This window comes from Peribacillus huizhouensis, assembly GCF_014138605.1.
GTDB lineage: Bacteria > Bacillota > Bacilli > Bacillales > DSM-1321 > Peribacillus > Peribacillus huizhouensis.
Map to the genome: position 1 here is coordinate 115116 of NZ_JACJHX010000013.1, position 24887 is coordinate 140002.

The 24887-nt window shown below is 34.5% G+C and carries 16 protein-coding genes and 9 pseudogenes; 21 read left to right on the forward strand and 4 right to left on the reverse strand.

All coding sequences use genetic code 11. The features are described from left to right. Window positions 1-499: 499 nt before the first annotated feature. Window positions 500-1798, forward strand: coding sequence for an MFS transporter (locus tag HNP81_RS17720; RefSeq protein WP_182503478.1), 1299 nt, complete (start codon window positions 500-502; stop codon window positions 1796-1798). A 281-nt stretch (window positions 1799-2079) separates the two neighbouring features. On the opposite strand, the gene HNP81_RS17725 is transcribed toward HNP81_RS17720, so the two are convergent. Continuing rightward, on the reverse strand, window positions 2080-2997 hold the full coding sequence (locus HNP81_RS17725; RefSeq protein WP_182503479.1) for an aldo/keto reductase: 918 nt from the start codon (window positions 2995-2997) through the stop codon (window positions 2080-2082). Between the two features lie 789 nt (window positions 2998-3786). Here HNP81_RS17725 and HNP81_RS17730 point away from each other — a divergent pair. From HNP81_RS17730 to HNP81_RS17770, 9 genes and pseudogenes are all read left to right on the forward strand, one after another. Then, a pseudogene (locus tag HNP81_RS17730) lies at window positions 3787-5078 on the forward strand (IS110 family RNA-guided transposase). Between the two features lie 535 nt (window positions 5079-5613). Continuing rightward, window positions 5614-6165, forward strand: a complete 552-nt coding sequence (locus HNP81_RS17735; protein ID WP_182503480.1) for a hypothetical protein — start codon at window positions 5614-5616, stop codon at window positions 6163-6165. A gap of 318 nt (window positions 6166-6483) precedes the next feature. Next, a pseudogene (locus HNP81_RS24465) lies at window positions 6484-6615 on the forward strand (RHS repeat-associated core domain-containing protein); the annotation flags it as partial. A gap of 438 nt (window positions 6616-7053) precedes the next feature. Further along, the gene (locus tag HNP81_RS17745) at window positions 7054-7518 is read left to right on the forward strand and encodes a DUF2691 family protein (protein WP_182503481.1); all 465 of its coding nucleotides are present in this window, start codon (window positions 7054-7056) and stop codon (window positions 7516-7518) included. A gap of 840 nt (window positions 7519-8358) precedes the next feature. Continuing rightward, window positions 8359-8529, forward strand: a pseudogene (locus HNP81_RS24735) (IS110 family transposase); the annotation flags it as partial. Window positions 8530-8734: 205 nt separating this feature from the next. After that, a complete protein-coding gene (locus tag HNP81_RS17755) occupies window positions 8735-9217 on the forward strand; it encodes a DUF2975 domain-containing protein (RefSeq protein WP_028390965.1) in 483 nt (160 codons plus the stop codon). Between the two features lie 10 nt (window positions 9218-9227). Beyond that, the gene (locus tag HNP81_RS17760; protein WP_028390966.1) at window positions 9228-9446 is read left to right on the forward strand and encodes a helix-turn-helix domain-containing protein; all 219 of its coding nucleotides are present in this window, start codon (window positions 9228-9230) and stop codon (window positions 9444-9446) included. Window positions 9447-9852: 406 nt separating this feature from the next. After that, window positions 9853-10293, forward strand: a complete 441-nt coding sequence (locus HNP81_RS17765; RefSeq protein WP_028390967.1) for an ASCH domain-containing protein — start codon at window positions 9853-9855, stop codon at window positions 10291-10293. 317 nt (window positions 10294-10610) lie between these two features. Further along, window positions 10611-10838 (forward strand): GNAT family N-acetyltransferase, encoded by a 228-nt coding sequence (locus HNP81_RS17770; protein WP_376766765.1) that lies wholly within the window; start codon window positions 10611-10613, stop codon window positions 10836-10838. A 722-nt stretch (window positions 10839-11560) separates the two neighbouring features. Here the strand turns inward: HNP81_RS17770 and HNP81_RS17775 are convergent. Continuing rightward, window positions 11561-14522, reverse strand: a pseudogene (locus tag HNP81_RS17775) (response regulator). Between the two features lie 698 nt (window positions 14523-15220). Between HNP81_RS17775 and sigH the strand changes: the two are divergent. Further along, window positions 15221-15871 (forward strand): RNA polymerase sporulation sigma factor SigH, encoded by a 651-nt coding sequence (sigH, locus tag HNP81_RS17780; protein ID WP_182503482.1) that lies wholly within the window; start codon window positions 15221-15223, stop codon window positions 15869-15871. Window positions 15872-16109: 238 nt separating this feature from the next. Next, entirely contained in the window at window positions 16110-16511 is a 402-nt protein-coding gene (locus HNP81_RS17785) for a hypothetical protein (protein WP_182503483.1), read from the forward strand. Here HNP81_RS17785 and HNP81_RS17790 read toward each other — a convergent pair. Continuing rightward, window positions 16495-17635: pseudogene (locus HNP81_RS17790) on the reverse strand (IS3 family transposase). The gene HNP81_RS17785 and the pseudogene HNP81_RS17790 sit on opposite strands and share 17 nt — an antisense overlap. A 662-nt stretch (window positions 17636-18297) precedes the next feature. On the opposite strand from HNP81_RS17790, the gene HNP81_RS17795 reads away from it, so the two are divergent. The 9 genes and pseudogenes from HNP81_RS17795 to HNP81_RS24745 all read left to right on the forward strand — a co-directional run bounded on the left by HNP81_RS17795 (window position 18298) and on the right by HNP81_RS24745 (window position 24217). Continuing rightward, window positions 18298-18414, forward strand: coding sequence for a YjcZ family sporulation protein (locus HNP81_RS17795; RefSeq protein ID WP_082675207.1), 117 nt, complete (start codon window positions 18298-18300; stop codon window positions 18412-18414). A gap of 1434 nt (window positions 18415-19848) precedes the next feature. After that, entirely contained in the window at window positions 19849-20034 is a 186-nt protein-coding gene (locus tag HNP81_RS17800) for a hypothetical protein (protein WP_182503484.1), read from the forward strand. A 674-nt stretch (window positions 20035-20708) separates the two neighbouring features. Beyond that, window positions 20709-21277 (forward strand): annotated as a pseudogene (locus HNP81_RS17805) (VOC family protein); the annotation flags it as partial. A gap of 151 nt (window positions 21278-21428) precedes the next feature. Then, a pseudogene (locus HNP81_RS17810) lies at window positions 21429-21994 on the forward strand (isochorismatase family protein). A 143-nt stretch (window positions 21995-22137) separates the two neighbouring features. Next, on the forward strand, window positions 22138-23403 hold the full coding sequence (locus HNP81_RS17815; protein WP_182503485.1) for a hypothetical protein: 1266 nt from the start codon (window positions 22138-22140) through the stop codon (window positions 23401-23403). A 3-nt stretch (window positions 23404-23406) separates the two neighbouring features. After that, window positions 23407-23550 (forward strand): hypothetical protein, encoded by a 144-nt coding sequence (locus HNP81_RS17820; RefSeq protein WP_154663994.1) that lies wholly within the window; start codon window positions 23407-23409, stop codon window positions 23548-23550. 51 nt (window positions 23551-23601) lie between these two features. Next, window positions 23602-23670: pseudogene (locus HNP81_RS24740) on the forward strand (hypothetical protein); the annotation flags it as partial. Window positions 23671-23686: 16 nt separating this feature from the next. After that, the gene (locus HNP81_RS17830; protein ID WP_246399425.1) at window positions 23687-24055 is read left to right on the forward strand and encodes a hypothetical protein; all 369 of its coding nucleotides are present in this window, start codon (window positions 23687-23689) and stop codon (window positions 24053-24055) included. A gap of 15 nt (window positions 24056-24070) precedes the next feature. Beyond that, entirely contained in the window at window positions 24071-24217 is a 147-nt protein-coding gene (locus tag HNP81_RS24745; protein WP_182503504.1) for a pirin-like C-terminal cupin domain-containing protein, read from the forward strand. Window positions 24218-24680: 463 nt separating this feature from the next. Here the strand turns inward: HNP81_RS24745 and HNP81_RS17840 are convergent. Next, a pseudogene (locus HNP81_RS17840) lies at window positions 24681-24887 on the reverse strand (hypothetical protein); the annotation flags it as partial.

A 24887-nucleotide genomic window follows, 5' to 3' on the forward strand; every position in this document is an offset into this window, starting at 1 on the left:
ATAACCGATAAAAATGGCCCATTCGGAACCCCTTGACCACCAAGGGGTTTTATGTGTCGGAACTTCCGAAAAATGACTTTATGTTAACTAGATTTGTATAGATCATTCATATGCCACAAAAAAACATATAGCTAAATATTTGTGCTAAATAGACAATTTTTTAAGAAGAAAAATAAATATTTGTCCTAAATGTATAATAGTAAATGTAATTAGTAAAATGTTAGTATTGTTCTGAATGAATTTATTATACTGTTAACAATGTTATTCCACCCAAAACAATTAATGTCACTGCTGGAATTCTTAAAGTTTTAACTTTAGTATTTGGTAGATAAATTAATTAGAAAGGATGATTGGTTCCTCAATTTCTCCCTTACAACACCCAGGTTTTATTTCCTCTTTGTCCAATTTTCTTAAATACCCAAATCAAAATTTTCTTTTTCGGTAAAAATTGTCAGAATAATAGTAATTTTCAATTAAATAGGAAATGGAGGTAATAATAATGAAAATTGAACATGTTGTACAACCAGGAAATAGGGTAGAAGTTAAGCCTTCCGATGTCAAAAGGGCTGTAATGGGCGCATCGATTGGAAATTTAATTGAATGGTTTGACTATGCATCCTATGGGTATCTGGCGACAATTATCGCTGTTGTATTTTTCCCCGCAGGCAACCCAAAATTAGCTTTGCTCGCAACATTCGGTGTTTTCGCCGTATCCTTTATAGCAAGGCCAATAGGCGGGATTATTTGGGGTCATTACGGGGACAAGCTTGGACGGAAAAAGATCTTGATCCTGACACTGCTTTTAATGTCACTCTCAACATTTGCCATCGGAATCATACCTAATTATGCAACGATAGGAATTGCAGCACCGTTACTTCTCCTTTTGTGCCGTATTGTTCAAGGTTTTTCCGCATCTGGTGAATATGCCGGGGCTTCCCTGTTTATTGCCGAATATGCTCCTAAAAAACGCAGGGGCTTGCTTGTCAGTATGGTGCCGGCAAGTACAGCTGCGGGACTCATGCTTGGTGCTCTAGCTGCTTTTATACTTGAAGCTTCGCTATCCCAAGAGGCAATGCAAGCTTGGGGCTGGAGAATTCCATTTCTATTAGCAGGTCCATTATGTTTAATCGCCCTTTATTTGCGTATGAAACTTGAAGATACACCAGTCTTTAATGAAATCGGACATAGTGAGGAACAATTACCGATTGTCCAGACAGTTAAACTTAACTGGAAACAAATTATCGTTGCTTTTGGTGTTGTCTTGCTTAACGCTGCTGGTTTTTATATAATTCTAAGCTATATGCCTACTTATCTTACAAACGAGCTAAATTTCACTGGAACAAAAGGTATCCTTACAACGCTTGTCTCGCTGGCTACTTATGTGATCTTCCTTCCAATGGTTGGAGCACTAGCGGATCGTGTCGGCAGAAAACCAGTTCTTATCGGAGCTTGTATATCATTCATTGTGTTATCATACCCTGCATTTTTAATGCTGACACTTGGCGGCATTTGGCCTGTAATAGCATTAATCTTACTTGGAGCAATATTAGCCGGTAATGATGGGGTTTTAGCGACCTTCCTTACTGAAATGTTCCCAACAAAAGTCCGCTATACTTGTTTCGGATTATCTTTTAATTTAGGAAACGCGATCTTTGGAGGAACTGCCCCATTTATTGCAACTTTTCTAATTATACAAACCGACAATCAATTTGCACCAGCCTTCTATTTAATGGCAGCAGCTTTAGTCGCATTATTAGCATTAATGAGGACGAAGGAAACTGCCCATAAAAATCTTTAATTACTGCGATTTCTAGTTTTATCCATACCTTATAATACAAAATGCAGATAATGATTTTGTGAATTAAATGTACTTAAACTAAAAAAGGATCTTCTGGGAAGATCCTTTTCATTGCCGATAATTCATTTTATGTTAACTAGATTTGTATAGAGTATTCATGTGTTCCTTAGAAACCTTATTCAACAAACGGGCCAGATTGTTTGATAGTATAGGATAGATTGGAGGTTGGCCCTATGGCCTATCTATTATTCATATTGGGAATTATTTATAGAAAAAGGAAATTAAGGCAGTACATTACCTGCAGCACGATAGATGCCATACCACTCCTCACGAGTAAGAAGGATATTACTTGACTTACAGCAATCCTTTAAACGGCCTTCATTCATCGTACCGATAACCGGTTGCATGTTTGCTGGATGACGCAATAACCACGCGATAGCGATGGTTGTGTTGCTTACTTCATATTTGTTCGCAACTTCATCAATCTTTTGATTCAATTCAGGAAACTTGTCGTTACCTAGGAATACTCCATCAAAGAATCCATATTGGAAAGGGGACCATGGCTGAATGGTAATATCGTTCAGTCTGCAATAATCTAGTATGCTACCATCTCTGTTCACAGCAGAATCATTTTCCATGTTTACATTAAATCCATTAGAGATCATATTTGCATTGGTAATACTTAATTGAAGTTGATTAGCAACGATTGCTTGCTTCACCGACTTCATAAGTAATTCGATCTGCATTGGGTTCTGATTGGAAACACCAAAGTGACGAACTTTTCCTGAACTTTCAAGAATATCGAAAGCTTCTGCCACTTCTTCTGGTTCAACCAACGTATCCGGACGGTGTAGCAGCAGAATATCTAAGTAATCTGTATTTAATCTCTTTAAGCTTCCGTCAACTGATTCTAAAATATGTTCTTTTGAAAAGTCGAACATCCCTTCTCGAATACCGCACTTAGATTGCAAAAAAATCTTTTCACGAATATCATCGTTCATATGGATGGCTTCAGCAAATATTTCCTCGCATGTTCCACCCCCATAAATATCAGCATGGTCGAAGAAATTTGCACCTAATTCAAGCGCTGTTTGGACAAAGTGCTCAGCCTCGGCCTTTTCCAGAGAATTAATGCGCATACAGCCGACTGAAACAACCGGCACCTCTAAAGTACTTTTTCCAAGTTTCATAGTCCTCATGATATATCCTCCTTAATTGTAATTGTGTAATTTCATATAATGCGTTTGAACTTTTCTTCCACGCTGGTGGCAAAGGTATGTGTATACAATGAAAAATTCGGCGTATGTATCTCTTATTGATTGTGACACACAGGTAAAGCGTGTTCAAGAAATTATTACGCAGTATTCAACCTTGTTCTCCATGCAGAAGGCAGTTGCTTTTTGTAATTATTTAACTTTATTTTATAGAATATTTTCGTAAAGTGAATTAGTATTTATATCATTATAAATTGGGATATTTTTATGAGCACTTTGGATATTCATTGCAACTAACTAATAACCTTCTTCCACAATCGAGAGCTTTAATTAAACAATCAGCTAAAAGGATCTTCACTGGGAGATCCTTTTTCAATGCCTATAAGGGTGATTATGTAAACTCTTCTTCATAAAATAAGAGGAGTTTTTTAATCTAGCTTATTAAGCTAGCATGAAAATAAACTTCTCTAACTTCGAAAAAAGGCAATACCATAGAGACCCCTTAGCCATCGTTTAAGAAAATGGTAAGAGCTACAATTCATTGATCTTTGGAATGGGTTGACTGGATTAAGGTCAGTATCAGTATTGGCGCTTCCTAACTATTTTCATACTCTGTGGTGCAGCACTGATTTTGTGCTGCATGGATGGCTAACGGGGCAGCATTCCTGTAATAACTGAAAATGAGATTTGAACGAAAAAAGACCTCTTGATAAGATGAATATGTCCTGAGCTGGCCAGCTAAAAGGGACAAAACATCTACTCGGAGGTCTCACTATGAATTATAACCAAAATCATAAAATAGCTCAAATTACACCTAAAACCTTAGTAATTGGTATTGATATTGCCAAACATCATCACGTAGCTAGAGCACAGGATTATCGTGGAATGGAGCTAGGATCTACTTGCTTTTTTGATAATACCCAAGAAGGATTTAGCGCATTTATTAATTGGATTAATCAAATAAAAGAGTCATGCGAAATGGAGTCTGTCATTACTGGAATGGAGCCAACAGGTCATTATTGGCTTAATTTAGCTCATATTCTAAAGGAAGAACAGATTAAATTCGTAACGGTCAACCCTTTACACGTCAAGCATATAGTAAGGAGTTAGACGATAACTCCCCAACAAAAAATGATGTTAAAGACGCAAAAGTCATTGCACAACTAGTTAAAGATGGTAGCCGAACCAACAATACCACAAGGGGTTTTCACGGAACTGCGTGTGGCTAAGAAATTACGCGATTTATTAAATGTAGACTTACAAATTGTGCAGGGACAGGTACACAACTGGATTGATCGATACTTTCCAGAGTTCTTTACCGTTTTTAAAAGTTGGGAAGGAAAGGCAGCTCTTCATTTATTAAAGCTTGAAGCATTACCGGATGAACTTGTGAGATATACAGACGAAGAATTACTAGAATATCTTAGGTAGGCAGTGAAACGTAGTATAGGGAAAAGAAGATTCAGGCCTTAAAGGAAGCAGCCAATCGCTCGATTGGCATTCGTCAGGGCGCCATGATGGCTAAAATGGAATTGAGAGCGTTAATTCAAAAGTATGAACTCATTCAAGCCAAGTTCGAAGAGCTTGACCAAACTCTGGATACACTGCTTCAAGATATTCCAGGCGTTGATCAAATGTTAGAGATAACAGGAATCGGACGCGATACAGTGGCGGGTTTCTTCGCTGAAGTAGGCGATTTGAGTGAATATAATCATCCTCGTCAAATAACCAAACTGGCAGGACTCAGCTTAAAAGAAAATACATCAGGTAAGCATAAAGGGAGGACCAAAATAACGAAACGTGGTCGTAAAAAATTACGAGCTTTATTATTTCGGGCATCTATGATTCTAGTAGCGAAGAACAAAGCATTTAAAGCCCTACATCATTATTACACAACGAGACCTGACAATCCGTTGAAAAAGATGCAGTCTTTAATTGCTTTATGTAATAAGCTCATACGCATTCTCTTTTCTATCGGGAATAAACAGTCTGTATTCCAGGAAGAGAAAATGTTAAAGGATATCCCCCATATGCATGCATTTATTCAAGAACCAATAGCATCTTAATCAATATAAAACTGACTTTTGACAAATAGATAGACAGATCAACAGACAAAATCAGCATGGGATTAGTTGGCAACGAAACTAACGTAAGGACATAGATCCTGTAGAGCAGCATGACCGACATCCACCTTATGGAAAGGTTGAACGAAGGAATGTAGGAGCGTAGACTCTGTGAGACTTGGGAGGGTAGACCCCCGTAAGATATGTGGACATCCATTGGTGCGTACATACCTATTTATCCAACTTTTTGAAATTAACCGAAGGTTGGCTAGTTTCTTGCGCTCATTTTCTTCGTAAACTGTCTGATTGTGTTCTTTTCGTTCTAATCAAATCTGTATAGTTAAGCAAGTTAGGTAGTAATATAGAGAAAAACTGCGTATTTAAGAGATAAGTGTTTGTTTATTGAGGGAGTTTAGTGAAATAAGGAATATCATTATTAACTAGCAAATGTATGTTATAACAATACGAAATTTATAATAATTAATAGAATTTTTGTTATAATTAGTAAAAATCCAATAATAGTTCTACGGAGGTACTAATGAAGATCAAAACTATTTTAAAAGTCATTTATGCGTTGACACTTCTGTTAACAGTCTTTATTCCATTAACTTCAAAACAAACTCAGGCTGCTACAACACAGGTTAGAACCATTGATGTTTCCATTGGTAAATCATTAAATGTGCGAAATGGTGCAAACCACACAAATGTAAATCCTAATTCTAAAAAAACAGGGGCGATTAATTACGGAAAAAATAACTTCCCTAAAAAACTAAGCCCAATAAATAAAAGGGAGGTGAATAATTTGAGTGTTATAATGGAATCTCAAGTTGGAGATAAAATTTTTATTATTGAAGAATTTACAGGTAGCGAACATCATAAAGCCTTCTCATGGGATGACTGTCGTGATTTTAATATAGGAGATGAAGTATATTACCTGGATTTCCTTGAGGATAAAAACGATCCTGGAAAGTATGATTCATGGTCTATATTATATAAAACAAAAGATGGTAAAGTATATTCTGCAATTCAGCAGTTTTTTGTTACTGAAAGTGTTTGGAATAATCTAAAGGATTATTTTAATAATTTGTAAATTAATGTTTTTGTTTATATAGAAAAAGGAATTTAATCAATGAAAGAATTCTCAGTAAGAAAGTAAAACGTGTGTTACTTATTTGAACTGCACCTCAATTGGTAGACACATCCATAAATTGAAGGTGTAGTTTTACACTGTTGGTAAACTAAATACGTAATTTCGTGGGGAAACTTGGTATATTGTTGAAGAGATGTTCTTGGTTTAGTTGATAGTAATGGTAATGTGGTTGCTTCTTATACTTATGATGCGTGGGGGAATATCCTGTCACAAAGTGGAGAAATGGCTGAGGTTAATCCATATTGATATGCAGGGTACCGTTATGATGAAGAGACGAAGTTATATTATTTGATGGCAAGATACTATAATCCTGATAATGGATTGTTTTTATCTATTGATCCAGTGGCAGGGGATTTGATTAACACCATCACATTGAATGGTCATAATTAAACAAATAATAACCCGGTAATGTATGTTGATCCAAATGGTCATTTTTCAGTGGCAGGAACCTTATTATTTGTACTAGGAGTTGGGCAAGCTGTACTTTTAGTTGGCGGTGTTGTGCTTATAGGGGGACTAGCGAAAGAAGATACTATGATAAAGACGGAAAGCCAGATGTAGATATTGATTATACTAATCTCGGTATTGCAAAACGTCATCCCAAAGTCCCTCATAGACATGAATGGATTAAATGGGGATAGTTCGGCTAAAAATTTATATTCGAAACTGTAAAGTCCCAATCACATTTACAAATTTTATAGTTCTCAGGCACTTGGTACCATGATTTTATCAATTGAGGTTTATAGTAAGACATACACAAAAAATACCTTGAAAAATACTGAAGCAATAAACAGTTTAATTTAAAAAAAATTTGGGAGTTGTTTTATTATGCAGAGAGGAATTAGTTTTGAAATACCAAATAAACACGGTACCTTACTTGGAGATGTACTGAAACCAATTGACATTACTACTTTCTGTTGGTGTATTGGCAGTGGAGAGTCATATAAAGTAGTAAATGGACAATTAAATGAAAATCTTTTCTCATTTGAAACAAAGGTTATTGAGGGGGGTGAGCTCAAAAATCTAATAGAAAACAATATTCATTATATTATTTCCGCTGACTTACAAGCATATCGGAAAGGTGAGTTTTCTGATATTAGGACATATGAAGAATTTATTGAGAGTACATGTGAACTTGTTCTATTAGTGGTCGATAGTTGTTACGTCAGCATCTATTGCAAAAATAAAGAGCTAATCGAAATGCTTTACATGAATGCATCAGAATGTAGATTTAAAGAAATTGAATATATTACTGACAAAAACGATACAAGAACAAGACTATCTGTTTGGTGATGGAAAGGTTTTAGATTTAACTTTCGGCAATGCTCCTCAAAATTAATGGGAAGTTCTTTTTTATTTTTTCGACTCTTCTACCAAAGAAAAACATGTAGGTTAGTATTATTTCTGCTTTTTTCAATGGAAGAAATTTAGGAAAACAAGGTGTCAAGCACCATCCAAAAACATGGAAAATTAAAAGTCAGAGAGGAATTTTTTTAGCTTTCTGACTTTTTTATTTTGATTGTTATTGACCTATCAAGCTGTAACTGCTTTTTTATAAGGGATTATTCGGATGCTTCTTTTAGTTTTCCATCGTAGGAGCTTGGATTTATGATAATACTAAGAAAATGGCAGTAAAAATTGCTCGTGATAAATATGGAAAATAAATTCAGTGATGAAGGGGAGGACAAACCTCATTACGTAACTGGTTTATTAACTATTATAGTAAACAAAATAACTTCATATGTTTGTATTGTTATCATAACCTCTCGAGTTTAAAGAAAAAGAAGAAGAACCTTAAAATACCCTTAGAAAAGTAAAGGAATATCAAGTTTGCGTTTTTTGACTTTGATCTAGTAGGTGAAACTAATAAAAACCCCCATTCAATTAATTGAGTGGGGGGAACAAGAGATATTAGTACATCTTCGAAAAGCTGTTAAACGTGCAGTGGGACTCAGTAAAATAAAAGAATTAAAGAAGGTTGCAGTTGCTCCAATTGGCATTCGGGAAGGTTCTGATATGGCTAAATTAGAACTTCGCACTTTAATAGACAAGTATGAACTTATAAATGAAAAGTTCGAAGAACTGGAATCTAACATAGATAAACTTCTTGAACAAATTCCAGGTGTTGAACAAACGTTGGCTATTAAGGGAATAGGGAAAGACACGGTTGCAGGCTTTTTTTCAGAGGTAGGAGACTTAAGTTACTATTACCACCCAAAGCAGATTATCAAATTAGCTGGGCTTAGTCTAAAGGAAAATACATCAGGTAAGCATAAAGGACAATCCAAAATTACCAAGAGAGGTTGGAAGTTTTGTTGAACAAGTTGTAAATTTAACATTTTAAAGTAAGAGCATTCCTTTGTAATGAGAAATGCTTTTTATTTATGTCAAAATTAAAAGGATATTTTAATAACAATAACAATATAATAAAAAACAATACTAATTTATTGTAAAACAATAAATTATATGGTAAAGTCAAAACTGACATTAAATAAGTGAGGTGCACTTTATGAATCGAGGAACAACACTCTTTTTGAAGATGGCTGTTATTCTTATTGGAATCCCAATTCTTGCTTTATGCATATTTTTAGTTCCTAAGATTGGGAATTTTGCTGGAGAATTGTATCCAGAAATGGCTTATATGAAATCTCTCGTTTTAATCGATATGTACGCAGCAGCGATTCCTTTTTACTTTGCTCTGTATCAGGCTTTTAAACTTTTAAGCTATATTGATAAAAACCAAGCGTTCTCGGAATTATCGGTAAAAGCTTTAAAGAATATAAAATACTGTGCCATCACAATCAGTACCTTGTATCTGCTAGGTATGCCGCTCTACTATCTCATGGGGAAGAGAGTTGACCCTCCAAGTTTCATACCAATCGGATTGGTCATTATTTTCGCCTCTATGGTTATCGCCGTTTTTGCTGCTGTCCTCCAACGGCTTCTAAAAGAAGCGATTAACATAAAATCAGAAAATGATTTGACGGTCTGAGGTGGAGGATATGGCAATTATTATTAATATTGATGTGATGTTAGCAAAACGAAAAATGAGCGTAACGGAGCTTTCGGAGAGGGTTGGAATTACTATGGCAAATATTTCTGTTCTGAAAAATGGAAAAGCAAAAGCTGTTCGTTTTTCAACATTAGAAGCGATATGTAAGACTTTGGATTGTCAGCCAGGGGATATTTTGGAGTACAAAAGCGACGAAGACACTCAATAAAAATAGACAACATATTTATATAATTAAAGGTAGTCGATAGAGAATTTATGGGATAGCCATTAAGCTATCCCTTCTTTGCGTTTATTGATGTTATTTAATCAGAGAATTCCATTGATATTAGTGACAAAAAATATGATGCGATTTGCAATGTTTGCACCTCAAAAGTGAACCCGTTATGACTAATACATCCTGTTTTATGTTAGTATTTAAGAAACAGAAATTTCCAAAAGTACATTAAGGAATATTTTATAAAAAGGGGAATAGGGCCAGATTGTTGAACACATTTTTAATGAAATCCGTATAATTATTTATGTTAATATTTAGGTGGGATTATCAAAAAATGTAATCGAATTATCAGGGAAGATAATGAAAGAAAGAAATATATTATTTCAAAGGATGATTATGCATGAATAAGGTACAACAATTTTGGAATGATTTTTGCGTAGCAAATCATAAGGAAGGGAACGAATATAAAGATGCTTTTCAATTTGGATCTTCACCTGATTGGTTAGCTGATTTAGTTGTTGAAGGAAAGAAGACAGCAACAACTTCAGGGTTTGTGTTTTATGAGTTAGAAAAAGAAGCCCTACCTCAATCTGGTGAATATTATATTGTTTTAAATGGTCAGGATGACCCTGTCGCAGTTATTCAAATTCAATCCGTTGAAGTCGTTCCAATGAATGAGGTAACAGAAGAATTCGCTTTAGCAGAAGGTGAAGGAGATTATCAATTTTGGTGGGATGCACATGAAAAGTTCTTTACCCAATTATTAAAAGAATACGATAAAGAATTTTCACCAAATATGTTAGTTGTATGTGAGCGTTTTAAAAAAGTGTCCTCAAAATAAAATAGTTAAATACCTTTGAAGTTTTTGCGTATTAGGACAGTTCTTCAACGAACGGAACGTTACTAAACAAGACATAGCATTTGAGAGCATAAACAATCGGGCTCAATTCTACATTAGACTTGTCTTATTTAGAAACAGAGAGACTAAAACTTGTAACCTTTTCAAAAGATATGATGGAAGGAATATTAGAAAATAATTTTAAAAAACTTCCATTCCAACCTGCTCATGAGTTGCCGATGAAGGTTTACCTTGATATTGTACCTTATAAAATCAATAGATTTAATGTATTTTAAGATGAAACAGAAGGTGAAGGAATTATAATTCATAAAAAAGATCAATTTATTATAGGAGATATGGGATTTAAAGGTGGTCCAAATGCAGAAGGTATGATCGATATCGGTTATAGCGTTGTCCAAAATTATCAAGGGTATGGCTATGCAATTGAAAAGGGAAAAGCATTGGTGAAGTGGGGGCTATATCAACGTAAAGTAAAAGAAGTAGTAGCAACTTGTAATCCAGATAATATTCTTCTATACGTGTATTAGAGAAAATCGGACTCCATATAACAAATAAAACAGAAGAAAAAATATATTGGTCTACTTAATGTTAATTCCATTAAAGCGCGCGATTGTGGCATAAATATTAGATTTTTAAACGACTTTATTGTTACATTCATGGGTTCTTATTTAGTAATTGTGAAAAAACTAAACAACTTTATTTTTACACCGTCCACATTTGCGGACGGTGTAATGCTTTTTTAGCTTCAAAATTAAACAACTTTATTATCATTACACAGGATGTACCATAAAAAAGGTAGATTGTTTTAGGAATCTACCTTTTAAACTACTAAGTTTCCGAAAAGAATTCTACCACATCTAGGTATGTGAAGGGCGTACCAATAAGTAAGTGGGAGATGAATTTTTGGTATCAAAATATTAAAAAAATTATACTTAAACAGATTGCTCTTTGAAAACTGAAGATACTAGGTTGTTTTAGGTAGTCTACTACGTGCAATCGCCTTATACGACTGAAAAGCGATAACCAAACAGTACATTGTATGGTGAGTCAACCTACAAGATTGAGTTTTTAGAAGCAGGAACTCCCGTCATAGCTTGGTAAATATAAGTGGCTAATAAAATCAATTACTTCCCAAGAAGCTCCCACTTCAAGCGTAGCTAAGTGATCAGTAGTTCACTTTCTTATTTAGTTTTCGGAATGAACCTCAAAATACATGAACTGATGTTGTAGTACCATATTAAACATGTGGTTATCTGTATAACCACACCCTCATGATTGAGAATAGCTGTTCTAAGTTTACTGGTTTACTAATATAATCAGAAGCACCTGCCTCAATGCATTGTTGTCGATCATATTTCATTGCCTTAGCTGTAAGTGCAATGATAGGAAGATTTTGAAATTCAGGAATTTGACGTATAACTCGAATCGCCTCAAATCCATCCATTTCAGGCATCATAATATCCATAAGAATCAAATCAATGTCTGAGTTCTCTTGTAAAACTGCAATACTTTCATTTCCATTTTCTGCAAATACTACCTCAACTTGATAACTCTCAAGTGCTGTCGTTAACGCAAATATATTACGCATATCGTCATCCACCACTAGTATTTTTTTCCCCTCTAGTGATTCTTTCCTTCCTTGAGCCTGTCTCCATGTATCATCAGCCCGTAATGGAAACTCAAAAGCAGCGCCAGATTCGGGACCTGATTCTTCAAAAAGCCCTGGAGCAGCCTCTACTTCAGACATGGATAACTCCGTACTTACCATGTTTTGATAATTAGGCAAATACAAGGTAAACGTGCTTCCATTTCCTTCGATGCTTTCAACTTCAATGAAACCGCCTAATAATTGAGCGAGTTCCCGGCTAATGGAAAGCCCTAATCCTGTTCCGCCATATTTGCGGCTGATTGTTCCGTCCGCTTGTTTAAATGCATCAAAGATAATGTTCTGATTTTCTACTGCAATGCCAATCCCTGTATCCTTAACGGAAAAAGCAAATTCTATATTTGAATGAGTAAAAACTCACTTTTTCAACTTTTTGTATTGTTAAAGATACAGCACCATGCTCAGTAAATTTAAATGCATTTGATAATAAATTCTTCAAAATTTGCTGTAATCGCTGGTTATCAGTTTTAATCATCTCCGGTAAATCAGCAGTGAGTTGAACGTTAAATTGAATTTTTTTATTGCGGGCAACAGGAGTAAACTGTGCTTCTACAAACTCTTTCACATCTCTAAGTTTTACATCTTTATAAATAATCTCCGTTTTTCCTGCTTCCACTTTTGCTATATCTAAAATGTCATTTATTAAATGTAACAGATCGTTACCTGAAGAAAAAATAGTTTCCGCATAATTGACTTGTTTTGAAGTCAGGTTTCCATCTGCATTTTCAGCTAGCATTTGGGCTAGAATCAGCAAGCTATTGAGCGGTGTGCGCAGCTCGTGGGACATATTAGCAAGAAATTCTGATTTATATTGAGAACTAATGGATAACTGTTGTGCTTTTTCTTCAAGAATGCTTTTTACTTTCTCTACCTCTCTTGTCTTCTGTTCAGACTGTTCAATTTGTTCTTCAAGTTGCTCATTAACTGTTTTTAACTCTTCTTGCTGCGTTTGAAGCTCTTCAGAGTGGCTTTGCAGTTCTTCTGCTAAAGCCTGTGACTCTTGGAGCAGCTTTTTAAACTGCATATTTCTTAGTATACTGTTTATATTGACACCGAGATTGTCCATTAATTCTTTTAGCAGCATTTGTTCTTCAGTATTAAAAGATTTAAATGAAGCTAATTCAATAACAGCTAAAACTTCTCCTTCAAATTTCACTGGTATAATCAAAATGGCTGATGGTGTTGCTTTACCAAGACCAGAGGTGATTTTAATATAATTCTCAGGCAATTGATCTAGCAGAATCATACGACTCTCTAATGCGCACTGCCCCACAAGCCCCTCTCCTAAACGAAAGCTCTCTGCACCAATGTTCTGTTGATTATAAGCATAAGCAGCCGTTTTTTGGAAAATCCTTTCGGGTCCTTCTTCATTTTTTATATAGAAAACCCCATAAGATCCTTCAACCATAGGCGTGACTTTTGATATGAACAGATTTGCTAAAGAGTTTAAATCAGATATCCCTGAATACATCGTAGCGATTTCAGCAATTTTTGTTTTGATCCAGCTTTGTTTCTCTGCAGTATTTTTTAGTTCAATCAGTTCGAGTTGGGTCACTTCGAGTTCTTCTGTTCTACATTTAAGTTGACGAACTAAGGATTCATTTTCAAAAATTGTAATGACTTGTCGAATGACTATAAATAAAAGAATAAAAGCTCCACCTATTAAAAAACTTGAGTAATCTTCTTTTTTGGTCATACCAAGAATGATGAAAATTAGCAAAGTAAAATACGGTAATATATTAAACAGTCTGTAGAACGGTTTTTCATGCTCTTTTTTTTCTTGTGATAGATTATCCTTCATTTTGACAGAATAAAAACTTGATATACTTATTAATAATAGACAGAAATTCCATACTGGGTTTAAAGGTGACAAAAGATCAAATGTAGAAGTAATTGAATAGAATAACCAAAAACAATCTACAATGGTGTAAATAATCATTGCAAAACCATTTAAAAACATGACTATAGGCGAAAAAATCCCTTTATTAAAAAAGAAAAGCAACGCAATACTAAACAGAACCCCTAAAATAGCTACCGGATAAGTTACTGAGATAATGAGTTTTAAAGTGGATATTTCAGAATTATGTAAAAGGGGTTTTAAGATATAAACCCAGGAAATTGTTGTTAATATAGTCATAAATATAAAGGAATTAAAAAAAAGTTGAATTGTTCGATATTGCCCCTTTTTCGTAAATATTTTATAAATTACAGCAATACTGTATATAATACTAAACATGGCATAAAATAAATTATCCCAACCTGGGAATGGGTTGTACTCTTTTAAAACAAATTGGTGGTATCTCCATATTAATTCCCCAATAAATTGACTAAATAATGCGAGACAGAGAATGAACCAAAATCTTTTCTCTTCTTTTTCCTTTATATGATAACTGGCTATACCTATAAATGTAATTGCAATCAATGGACCCAAAATTGCAATTAATCCAATTCCTAATAGGTTTGTTGGCCAAAGTATAATCAACAAATAATAAACAAATGTATAGACCAATGTAATTAATATTGAAGGTTTCTTAAATTTCTCCAATGAGTTTAATCTCCTTTCATCTTTAGGGGTTTTCCTAAAAGGTCATTATTTCAATGATATAAATTATTTGATAATTTTGAATATTTAACACACATGATCATTGACGTCCCTTGATTGTGGGGTATGGATATAATGCAAACAGAACATTCGCTTTTATTTTACACCCTTAACACATCTATTTCCAAATTCAAACAAAAATTTACAAATCGATCCGATCCACATTAATAGTAATTCCTATTAGTAAAATCATCAAAAACTACAATTTTTCGAGCCTTACCACTACCAGTCATTGCCCTCAAAAAACCATAAATAATAAAGCCTTATATAGTAAATATAAGTTGTTCAAGCGATTGCGCATAACCCATCATGATTATAAGAAGAATTACTATTTGTATAACTCGTTATTACTGTTAAACATTCCGTTATGTTCTTATACCTTGATGTCCAATTTCAATGAACCTAAGAGGTTGGAATTGCTATTTAATAAACAGACTTACTTAAGACTTTAATTAACAGCGCTTTCATTTATTATATTTTATACTAGTAATTCGGTATATAGATAGATCCAAAAAAAATAAAATCGATTAATTCAGCATTACTTTTATAAACAAGATTCCTAGATAAATTTTTCTTATAGGAAAAACAATATATCAATTGATTAAGTAATAGATTCAGTAAAGTTTGGCGGAGGGATATGAGTGAGTGTAAATATCGAGGTAAATCAAAGTGTTGAAAATTATGCTGATTTAGAAGATAAAGTACTGGTAAAGAAGGTTCATAGTGGTGATAGTGAAGCACTGGCATTCTTAATTAATAAATACCAGAACTTCGTTCAGATGAAAACACGTCCATACTTTTTAATTGGTGCAGATAAAGAGGATCTAGTTCAAGAGGGAATGATTGGTCTTTATAAAGCTATTCGTGACTTTAAAGAAGACATGAATACCTCGTTTAAATCTTTAGCTGATCTTTGTATCACAAGACAAATTATAACGGCGATCAAAATGGCTAATCGTCAAAAGCATGGTCCTCTAAATGCTTATATATCTCTGGATATGCCAATTTTCGATAATGAATCAAATTATACGCTCATGGATATGATTTCTAAACAAGAAATAACGAATCCGGAATTATTAATCATAAACCAAGAAAACTTTCATGATATCGATAAAAAAATATCAAAATTGCTTAATGAATTGGAAAGAAGAGTGATGGACCTTTATATTAAAGGACATTCATATGTAGAAATTTCTGAAGAATTGAACACGCATGTAAAGTCGATTGATAATGCTCTCCAGCGAGTGAAAAGAAAACTTGAACAGATACTGACGGAAAAAATCGCGATCTAATCCTTTTTAATTTAAAGGAAACTCTTCATTTTGATCAATCTTAGTTCAAAATGGTTTCTTTGTTTATTATAAAATTTGACTTTAAAGGTTGCATGTAATCAATCTTTGTTATAAAGCTCCATTAGAAGAGATTGTTAAGGAATGTCCTTAAACTAAAGGGTTAGTTAATTGAAGAAGTAGGCTAAAATTTCATTTTAAAATATACTGTTTTTATACAGTTACTATTGAAAGTAGGTGAATGGAAGAGAAAAAGTTAGGAGTGTTAGGAAATTACATTTACAAATATGAGGGTACGGAAACAGAAAAAGCAAAAAATGAGTTTATAAACATTTTTAAATATAAATTGCTACAATATGAAGTTACATTAATTTTTATAGAGAAAATAAAAATGTGTTTTGTTCTCTCTATTGTTATTCAAAATGTAGGGGATGTTCAAGATAAAAATATAATTGATAAATCAGTTAGAGTTTTTCATGGAGATGATTATCTGAAAGACGATTACATGCCAGTCTATTTGGATATGATCGGTGATGAGTATAATTTTATTGAAAGCATTTTTAAGTTTAAGTCAGATAGTAATGTGTGGATCTACGTCAATATTTTGGACACTAAAAAGTTAAGTTTTAAGCAATTTTTCTAGCCTCTTCTTCAATCGTTTGAGGTGTTTTATATCCTATACTACCGTGAATTCGTTTTCTGTTATACCAGCCTTCAATATATTGAAAGAGTGCTAGATTAGCTTGATCAAACGTCACATATTTCGTTTGATATGCTTCTTCTTTTTTTAATGTTGCGTGAAAGGATTCAATACAAGCATTGTCGTAAGGGCAGCCTTTTTTACTAAAAGATTGAATAATATGACGTTTGTCTAGTAAATCTTGGAATTCCTGACTTGTGTATTGCGATCCTAAATCCGTATGCAGAATGAGTTCTTTTGATGGATTCTGTGTAGAGTAAGCGTTCTCTAATGCTTTTGTTACGATATCCGTTGTCATTTTTCGTGAAAAAGAATACCCAATAATTTTCTTTGAATGTAGATCCATAACCGAAGCTAAATAACACCAACCATCCCTTAAAACGTGAACATACGTAATGTCCGCGACCCATTTTTCATTAATCGTTGTCGTAGTAAAATCCTGTTCCAATACGTTTTCGCGTTCCTCCACTTTGTTTTTAGAAGAGGAATAAGGTTTATATTTCTTTTGGATATTCGACTGGATACCAGCCTTTTTCATTAATCGTTGAACACGATTAAGGCTCGGTTCAAACCCATTGGTTAAAAGGGTTTGGTGTATCTTAGGGGCCCCATAACGTCCTTTACTATCTGCATGGATCTGGCTAATTTGTTGGGTAAGTACTCTTTTTCACGTGCTACATTTGATTCCACTTTGTGATGGGACTGGTAAAATGAGCTTCTTGCCACTCCAAGCACCTTACAAAGTAATTGAACAGGAAAGACATTTTTTTGTTCATCAATGAACTCAAACAGCTCTGCATCGTTTATTTTCTCGCAAATATGGCCATAGCCTTTTTTAAGATTTCGTTCTCCTCTTGTAGACGAAGCATTTCCTTCTGCATCTGCTTCAAATCATTTGGAGTAACTTCCTTTTCATCTATTGACGCAATAGGAGAGTATTTCTTAATCCATTTATAAATCGTTACTTCAGATACGCCATATTCGCTGCTTAACTCTTTAACGGGTCGTCCAGAACGATACAACTCGACCACCATCGTTTTAAATTCATCATTAAAATTTTGTTTCATCTTACGGACACTCCTTCTTTAAGCACATTTTACTGACTTAACTTAGTCGTGTCCACAAGACTATACTAGCACCAGTGAAAGCTGAAAATCCAAACAGTAATCTTAATTATAATCAAAGTGAATTTCACATAAACAGTTTTAATAATGAATTTGATATGTATATTGCAAAAACTCAATATGAGGATGCCAATTATAATGTTATAGAATTAGAAGTTAAAAATATCAGACCAAGTGAAAGTAAATTTGTGAACAAATTAGTATTATTGCATTCTCTAAACAAAGAGCTTGAAATTAAGTATACGATTATTTCTGTTAAATCGGATGGCTTCAAAGAAGGGGTATTAAGAATCAATTATCAAGACTAATGAAAAAGGTTATCAAGGGTATTAGTATTAATTTAATCAATCTTTCTTTAAAAGCAACAATATAAACAAAAACCCCCTTATTTGGGGGTCTTGGTGTCTCTTATGATTGTCTGGAGTTGTGGCTATACCCATTTCTATGTTATGCATTAATTTAGTGAATGAGCTTATCTTCATTAAAAATAATAAAAGCCTGACCACATCATATAAACATGCTTATATTTATGTCATTTCATTATTTTAAACATACAATAAATTAGCTCATGTAAGTATCTCCTTAAAAAAAGGAGTTGTAAATATATGTCAGGTTGTGGTGTTGATGGCGGCTGCGGATTTGGTGGAGGGTTTGCCTTATTAATTGTATTGTTCATCCTCTTAATCATTATTGGAGCCAGCTTCTGCGGTGGATTTTTTTAATAATAAATAACAATAAGGACGGCCATTGATGGTCGTCCTTTTGTCCTTTATTTATAGTTCTTCTCATCATCACTTTGTCTGGCAGGTGCTTCTCCGCCCTTAAAGGATTCTATTCAACTCAAAAGTTATCTTTAATGTGTTTTAATTATCATACATTGTTCAAAAGCTACACTTACGAAAAAGACTTTTTTTAAATTCACAAGGGTGAACCATGGAGGTTTATAAAAATGGTTGATTATTTAAAACAAAGGTAGCGTCAGGAAAATGCGGATTTACAACGATAAGCTGTTTGATACAAGTCTTAATTTAATTATGTACCAATATGCTTACTCTATTGAGATTATAAGTTTTCTAAGAAGAGGTAGCTGCGGTATCGTTAGTTGACTCATTTGTTGTTACATTATTCTCACTCGAATTTGTGATACGTAAGACAATTATTAATAAAATGAAAAAATATCTTGCCATTCTATCGTTAGTTACAGTCCTGATCAGGGCTGCAAAAACCAAAGTTTCCGTTATATTGCCACTAAATAATAAATTTGAGATTTCTCTGAGAAGAATAATAATATAATTATCATTTAAGTCCATACAATTGTCTCACTCCTTCTTTAAAGCAAGTATATTCAAGAAATTGAAATAATGTGTGTCTGCCCTTTTTCATTTATTACATGCAAACCTTTATTCGAATTCAATCGAATACAGAACTAATGTTTGTGTATACTTTTAAAAAGGAGATAGTTAATGTGTTAAAAGGCAGAGGTACAATAAAAACAATAGTATAATTTAAGGGCGGATATAAAGTAACTAATGATATATCCTCCTTTATTTTTATATTGTTATTGACAATATAAAAATAGTAATCCTACATAGTAAACAACGTATCTAGTGATTTGATTAGATTGAGAGGGGTTTGAGTGACAAAGGTATATGTAATAAAAATTCCATCTGGAGAAAAAAGATGGATTGTAGTAAATGGTTCTTTAAGTTTGACCATTTCTTATTGAACTAAAGCTCCCGATAGCCATCCATGAAGCTATGCTTCACCACAGAAAATGCAAGAAAATATTTGTTCTTACATGGTAGTTGAATAAGAAAATTATATCAAACCTGTTAATTTCATACATTTATCCCAATTAACAGTAACAGTAAAGGGTTTAATAAATAATGTAACCGATACTCAAAAGATCAATATAGATGAAATTGCTGCTGAATCAAAAATTAATGAGGCTACTTATGCTGCTAGTGCTAATTGGGTAAAAGCTTCTGGTGTCAAAATGGCATATTATAAATATTCAAATGGAGGAGGGCTGGCTAGGTTTTCTACTATGGAGAAAAAACTAGTTCCTATAATTCAAATTTTGATACATTTACAAGAAATGTTGATACTTTACATGCTTTAGAAATAGGTCATTAAGGGATTTTGTGGGTTTAGGATTGATTGGAGCCACAAATAAAGTAGGAACTAAAATATCTGTAGCCTCTGCAATAAAAATTGCAGGAAAATTCGCGAAGGGCGTTCCATTACTTTCGCTTGCATCGATGCTAATTCAATATGTATGGTATTACGATAAAGCTCATAAAGCTTGGTGGAAGATCCCAGGTACTTATTATTATTGGTAGGAAAATTTAATTAGAATTTAGGTGGAATATGAATAGAATACTTTTGCTAAGGATAATAATTTTAATTGTTATGTTTGGAGGTATTGCATATTCTATATGGCAATTTTTTGAAAGAAGTAAAACATCCTTAGTTAGCTTACCTTCACTAATTGGTGTGTTGCTTGTTTCTTTAATTGGAATATATATTTATTTTCCACGGAAAAATAAATAACTTTTAATCTTGATTGATAAGTAATATTTAGGTTAGTGAAGGGAAAGAAAGAATTTCGCCTTCCTTTTTACAGAAAAATTACTCGAAATCCTTAATCGTGGCAGGCGATTGAGGATTTTTTTAGTTGTAAATCCGCATTTTCATGGTGTTACCCTATTTGTGGATCCTACCAGCTAACGGCATTTTGTCGGCAGGCCCTTTTTTGAAAATAAAAGAAATTAAGGGTGTCTTTCTCATTAATATAAGCTAATTGCTTATTCCAGAAAAGTGTAATAAAGTTTAATCAAAAATACCTTACAGACCCCGTTTAACAGTAAATGCAATGAAGTCATTTTGAAAAAAGACTGATTAAAATGGCTTCACACTTTGTGAATTAGTGTAAATTTTCTGAAAAATAGTTTGATCATTTTCTACCTGTGTTGCTCTACAATCGAAGGAAACAGTGACCATTGTCAGATGAAAAAACAAAGGTGTTAAGGGCGGTAACCCTTGGGATAAAAGCCCAGTTCCAACTGATTACGGGATTATCGGTTTAGGTCCGATTAAATTGACTGTCCGTAATATGACACCAACAGCCGATGTCCTGACCGAAGTTTTAGGTTACAGCAAACAAGACAATATATGTCGGAAGTGGAAGTGCAACCAGATATTTTAGTATTTGAAACAGATGAAGGTGGAAATGGTTCAGAGATCCACCTTGAAGAGCGCAGCGACCTTCAAGTGGAACGTTCTGGTAGAGGGAGTGTCCATCATGTGGCATTCCGAGTGGATAATGAAGAAGAATTGCGTAAGTGGATTCAAAAAATTGACGTTGCCGGATTCCCTAACTCTGGATTTGTCGACCGTTATTATTTCCGTTCTCTGTACTTTAGAGAACCTAATGGGATCCTTTTTGAACTTGCGACAGATGGTCCTGGATTCGCAATCGACGAATCGGTCGACCACTTAGGCAAGAATATTGCCCTCCCTCCATTCTTGGAATCAAAAAGAGAGCAAATTGAACAGAAATTAAAACCACTTGTAACTAAATAAAACATCCTAGTAGACACCCGGTAAGAAAAAGTGCAAAAAAAAGCTTCAAATAAATCAAAACTTCATTAATTAATAAATAGTAGGTTATAGGGAAGATTAAATATGTTCTACTTATTAAAAGGAGGAATACAATTGGGATCTCTATCGACGTATTTCTAAAGAGGATGCCGTCGTACTTCTAGTCGACCACCAGACGGGACTTATCTCCGGTCTCGTACGTGACTACGGTGTTGATGAATTTAAGAATAACGTCCTGGCTTTGGCCAATACCGCTAAATTTTTCGATTACCTGTTATCTTGACTTCGAGTTTCGATAACGGTCCAAACGGTCCATTAATGCAGGGGCTGACCGAGCGAGCTTACTCCAAATGCGCCGATGATCTCTCGCCCAGGCCAAATCAACGCATGGGATAACGAAGACTTTGTCAATGCTATTAAGGCGACTGGCAGAAAGCAGTTGATCATCGCGGGCGTGGTCACCGATGTGTGCGTGGCCTGCCCAGCACTTTCTGCTGTAAATGCGGGTTATGAAGTATTTGCCGTCAAAATGCCTCCGGAACCTATTGCGAACAGGGCGCGAACGCTGCGCTGATGCGTGTTTTAGCGTGGCGAGCGAACTGATTGGCGCAACGACATACCCTACTTGCTGGCCATCTGGCGGGTTACGAAAATGTGATTGGGACTTATATGGGAGCCCAGAGCGATGTTAGCAAGTAAAATAACACTGTAATAAATGGGCGAAGGGCCGTAATAAATGAAAGAGGGACGAGCCTACATTAGACTACGTCCCTCTTTTATACTGCCGTAATAATTTCCTTACGTCGATTATTGCAGATAATAAATTTTAGGGAGAATGTAAAATGAAAAAAACAAAAGTCAATACACTTTTAGAATTGCTACAAGCCATATCGGAAAATATCCCACAAGTTTTGGAGATAGAAGCATCCATTCTTTCCCCTCATTCCATTACGGTACCTGAAGGCTACCAATTAACAGGAAAAAGTAATGAGTCATGTATGGTGAGCTTTAACAATAGTGATGGTTTTGGTGTGACCCGCGACAATACCATCTCAAATCTAACAGTTATGACAAAGCAAACGAACCGAGCCATATATACGGTGTGCGGTATTCGGGATATGGGAAATATTGACCTTGAAAATTTGAAAATTACAGGGCAGGTTTCTATTATTTCTAGGCAGGGAACAGACAAGATCAATTTCATCGCAAATAACATACACATTACTTCTTGCGATTCCAGGCATTACAGTGAGCAACCGCAAAAGTATGGCGTGAATGTATACCAAGGGGCACTGACGGTATACAATTTTAATTCTGATGAAAACAGTAGGATTTATTGCGAATTAACAAATATCAGCTTGGGCTTTATTAATGCTCCTGTTATTGGTTCAGGCATTTTTGTTTGTGGTTTTGGAGATAAAGGTGGCAAAGTATATTTGGAAACATTAACTACAGATGCTGTATATTCAAATGGTATGTTACCCTTTGGTACAGCTGATATTATTACCGCTGCTGTTTTCATTGTTTATGGTGTTGAGGCAAAAACAATTGAACATCATGGTGAACTTGTGACATACGGTGTGAACGACATGGTTCTGGATACATGGGGCAAAGTTGAAAAATGGGTTAGCAATGATTCAATCGTTTCTTATGGACCAAGCGGTATCGGATTCGTGAACTTTGGCACAGTAAAAGACTTCATGGCACAAGATATTACTACATATGGGGTAGGTGCTAGAGGCTTTAACCAATATGACGGTACGGTTGAAAATATTACTTTTAAATCCATTACAACTCATGGTGATGGTTCAATAGGCATACAAGTGAGTAAACCAATTGGACATATGACTGTGAAAGAAAATGTAACAACATATGGCGCTGTAGGTAATTCCTTAGTTAAAGGCGTATTAACGGAGCTTGCAGCAAATGCAATAAGTATTAAATCAGGTGGAAAAATTGAAAATTTAACCATTCATGGTGACATTGTTACTTACGGCGACAATGTTACGAATTATGCATTGGAAGGCGGCGAAGTTGCGAATTTTAATATTGACGGCGAAATGATAGTTCATGGGGAAAATTCACAACCACAACGAACGGAGGAATGAACGTTGCAGCGAACGGTTGAAAGTATGATTAAAGGCCAAAAAGTAATTAACGATGGTGATATGACGCTTTTTAGAGCACTACCTCAAATTGAACGTCGATCCTTAGGCCCGTTTGTATTCCTTGATCATTCTCTAAAAGAGGTATAGGGGTGATAAGCCACACCCACATGTAGGTACACCTACCTGATCAAAGGTAAAATGGAACACAGTGATAGCAGAGGCTATAAAGATGTTCTTGAGCACAGTGATTCACAATGGATACGTGCAGGCAGTGGGATATTACATGCAGAAAAGCCTTTTGATGGAAGACATGGCTTACAATTATGGGCGGCATTACCACCGGAAAAATCTGAAATGGAATCTGCTTATAAACCATTTAAATCCAACGATATACCAGCAATTGAAAAGTGGTGCTACGATTAAAGTACTGACAGGAACAGTTGATGGTGTTCATGGCCTTATTGAGTCAGAATCGCCAATTGTTCTCGCTAGTATTAACTTTAGTAAAAATACGTCGATTGAAATTGAAGTAAATGAAAGCTTTGAATTAGGGCTTTACGGAGTTTTAGGCCGCTTAATAGTAGATAATAAAAACATACAAACAGGAGAATTAGCAGTTTTATCATCCGGTAATAAAATTACCATATATTAACAATCAGATGAGGCGATTGTTGCCTTAATAGGTGGTGAAAAAATTACATGGAAAATATACTTCTCCGGCCCATTTGTTGCAACGAGTAAAGAAGAGCTCTCAAAGGCTGAGAAGAATTTTGTTAACGGCAACATGGGAACGCTTGATGGTGTACCATTTTAAATTTCTTAACATGGCTAAATTAGTAAGGGCCTGGCAGTTCGGACTTGGTTTTTCGTAATCAGTATTCTCAGTAAATGAGTTTTTTGATACTAAGGAGGTTCTTAATAATATTTTATTTATTTAAGCTTGAAACCATATCAAAAACAAATTGGGAAGTGCAAAAAAGCGAATTCTTTGCCAAAAGGAATTCGCTTTTTATGTTTTTTATCGTTTTTACATTAATTAGTTCGAGAAAATGGCCCGAATTTGGAATAACATGATGAACATTCTTCAATGACTTTATTATTTCATTTCACAACAACGTATATCTTTTAAGCAGTACAAATGCCATCTATGTTCTAAAACTCGTCCTTTTCTGAACACACTTCTTTTTCAATTGAAAGGGTCGTTTATTATTAAAATGGATTTTTCGAGGCGAAAAAGGGTGGGCATCATTTAGATACCCACCTTTTATATATTTAGTCTATTGATGACATTCATGAACTTGATTTTCGAACAATGATTTTCCTTTAAAATCTTGATATACGTAGTTAGTTATTAAGTCATACACTTTCGATTCCAAATCTAGAAGGTCATCTCCTTCAAGGTTATTTTGGGGTTGAGGATGAAACCATTGAATTTCTTCATCATGGAAAATCCCTTGATAATTATCCCCTTCAAAGGTTAGCGT

Bases quoted from the DNA above. Each gene is read 5' to 3' on its own strand.
- HNP81_RS17720 (WP_182503478.1), top strand. From the start codon at position 500: ATGAAAATTGAACATGTTGTACAACCAGGAAATAGGGTAGAAGTTAAG.
- HNP81_RS17725 (WP_182503479.1), bottom strand. From the start codon at position 2,997: ATGAGGACTATGAAACTTGGAAAAAGTACTTTAGAGGTGCCGGTTGTT.
- HNP81_RS17735 (WP_182503480.1), top strand. From the start codon at position 5,614: ATGAAGATCAAAACTATTTTAAAAGTCATTTATGCGTTGACACTTCTG.
- HNP81_RS17745 (WP_182503481.1), top strand. From the start codon at position 7,054: ATGCAGAGAGGAATTAGTTTTGAAATACCAAATAAACACGGTACCTTA.
- HNP81_RS17755 (WP_028390965.1), top strand. From the start codon at position 8,735: ATGAATCGAGGAACAACACTCTTTTTGAAGATGGCTGTTATTCTTATT.
- HNP81_RS17760 (WP_028390966.1), top strand. From the start codon at position 9,228: ATGGCAATTATTATTAATATTGATGTGATGTTAGCAAAACGAAAAATG.
- HNP81_RS17765 (WP_028390967.1), top strand. From the start codon at position 9,853: ATGAATAAGGTACAACAATTTTGGAATGATTTTTGCGTAGCAAATCAT.
- HNP81_RS17785 (WP_182503483.1), top strand. From the start codon at position 16,110: ATGGAAGAGAAAAAGTTAGGAGTGTTAGGAAATTACATTTACAAATAT.
- HNP81_RS17795 (WP_082675207.1), top strand. From the start codon at position 18,298: ATGTCAGGTTGTGGTGTTGATGGCGGCTGCGGATTTGGTGGAGGGTTT.
- HNP81_RS17815 (WP_182503485.1), top strand. From the start codon at position 22,138: ATGAAAAAAACAAAAGTCAATACACTTTTAGAATTGCTACAAGCCATA.
- HNP81_RS17830 (WP_246399425.1), top strand. From the start codon at position 23,687: ATGCAGAAAAGCCTTTTGATGGAAGACATGGCTTACAATTATGGGCGG.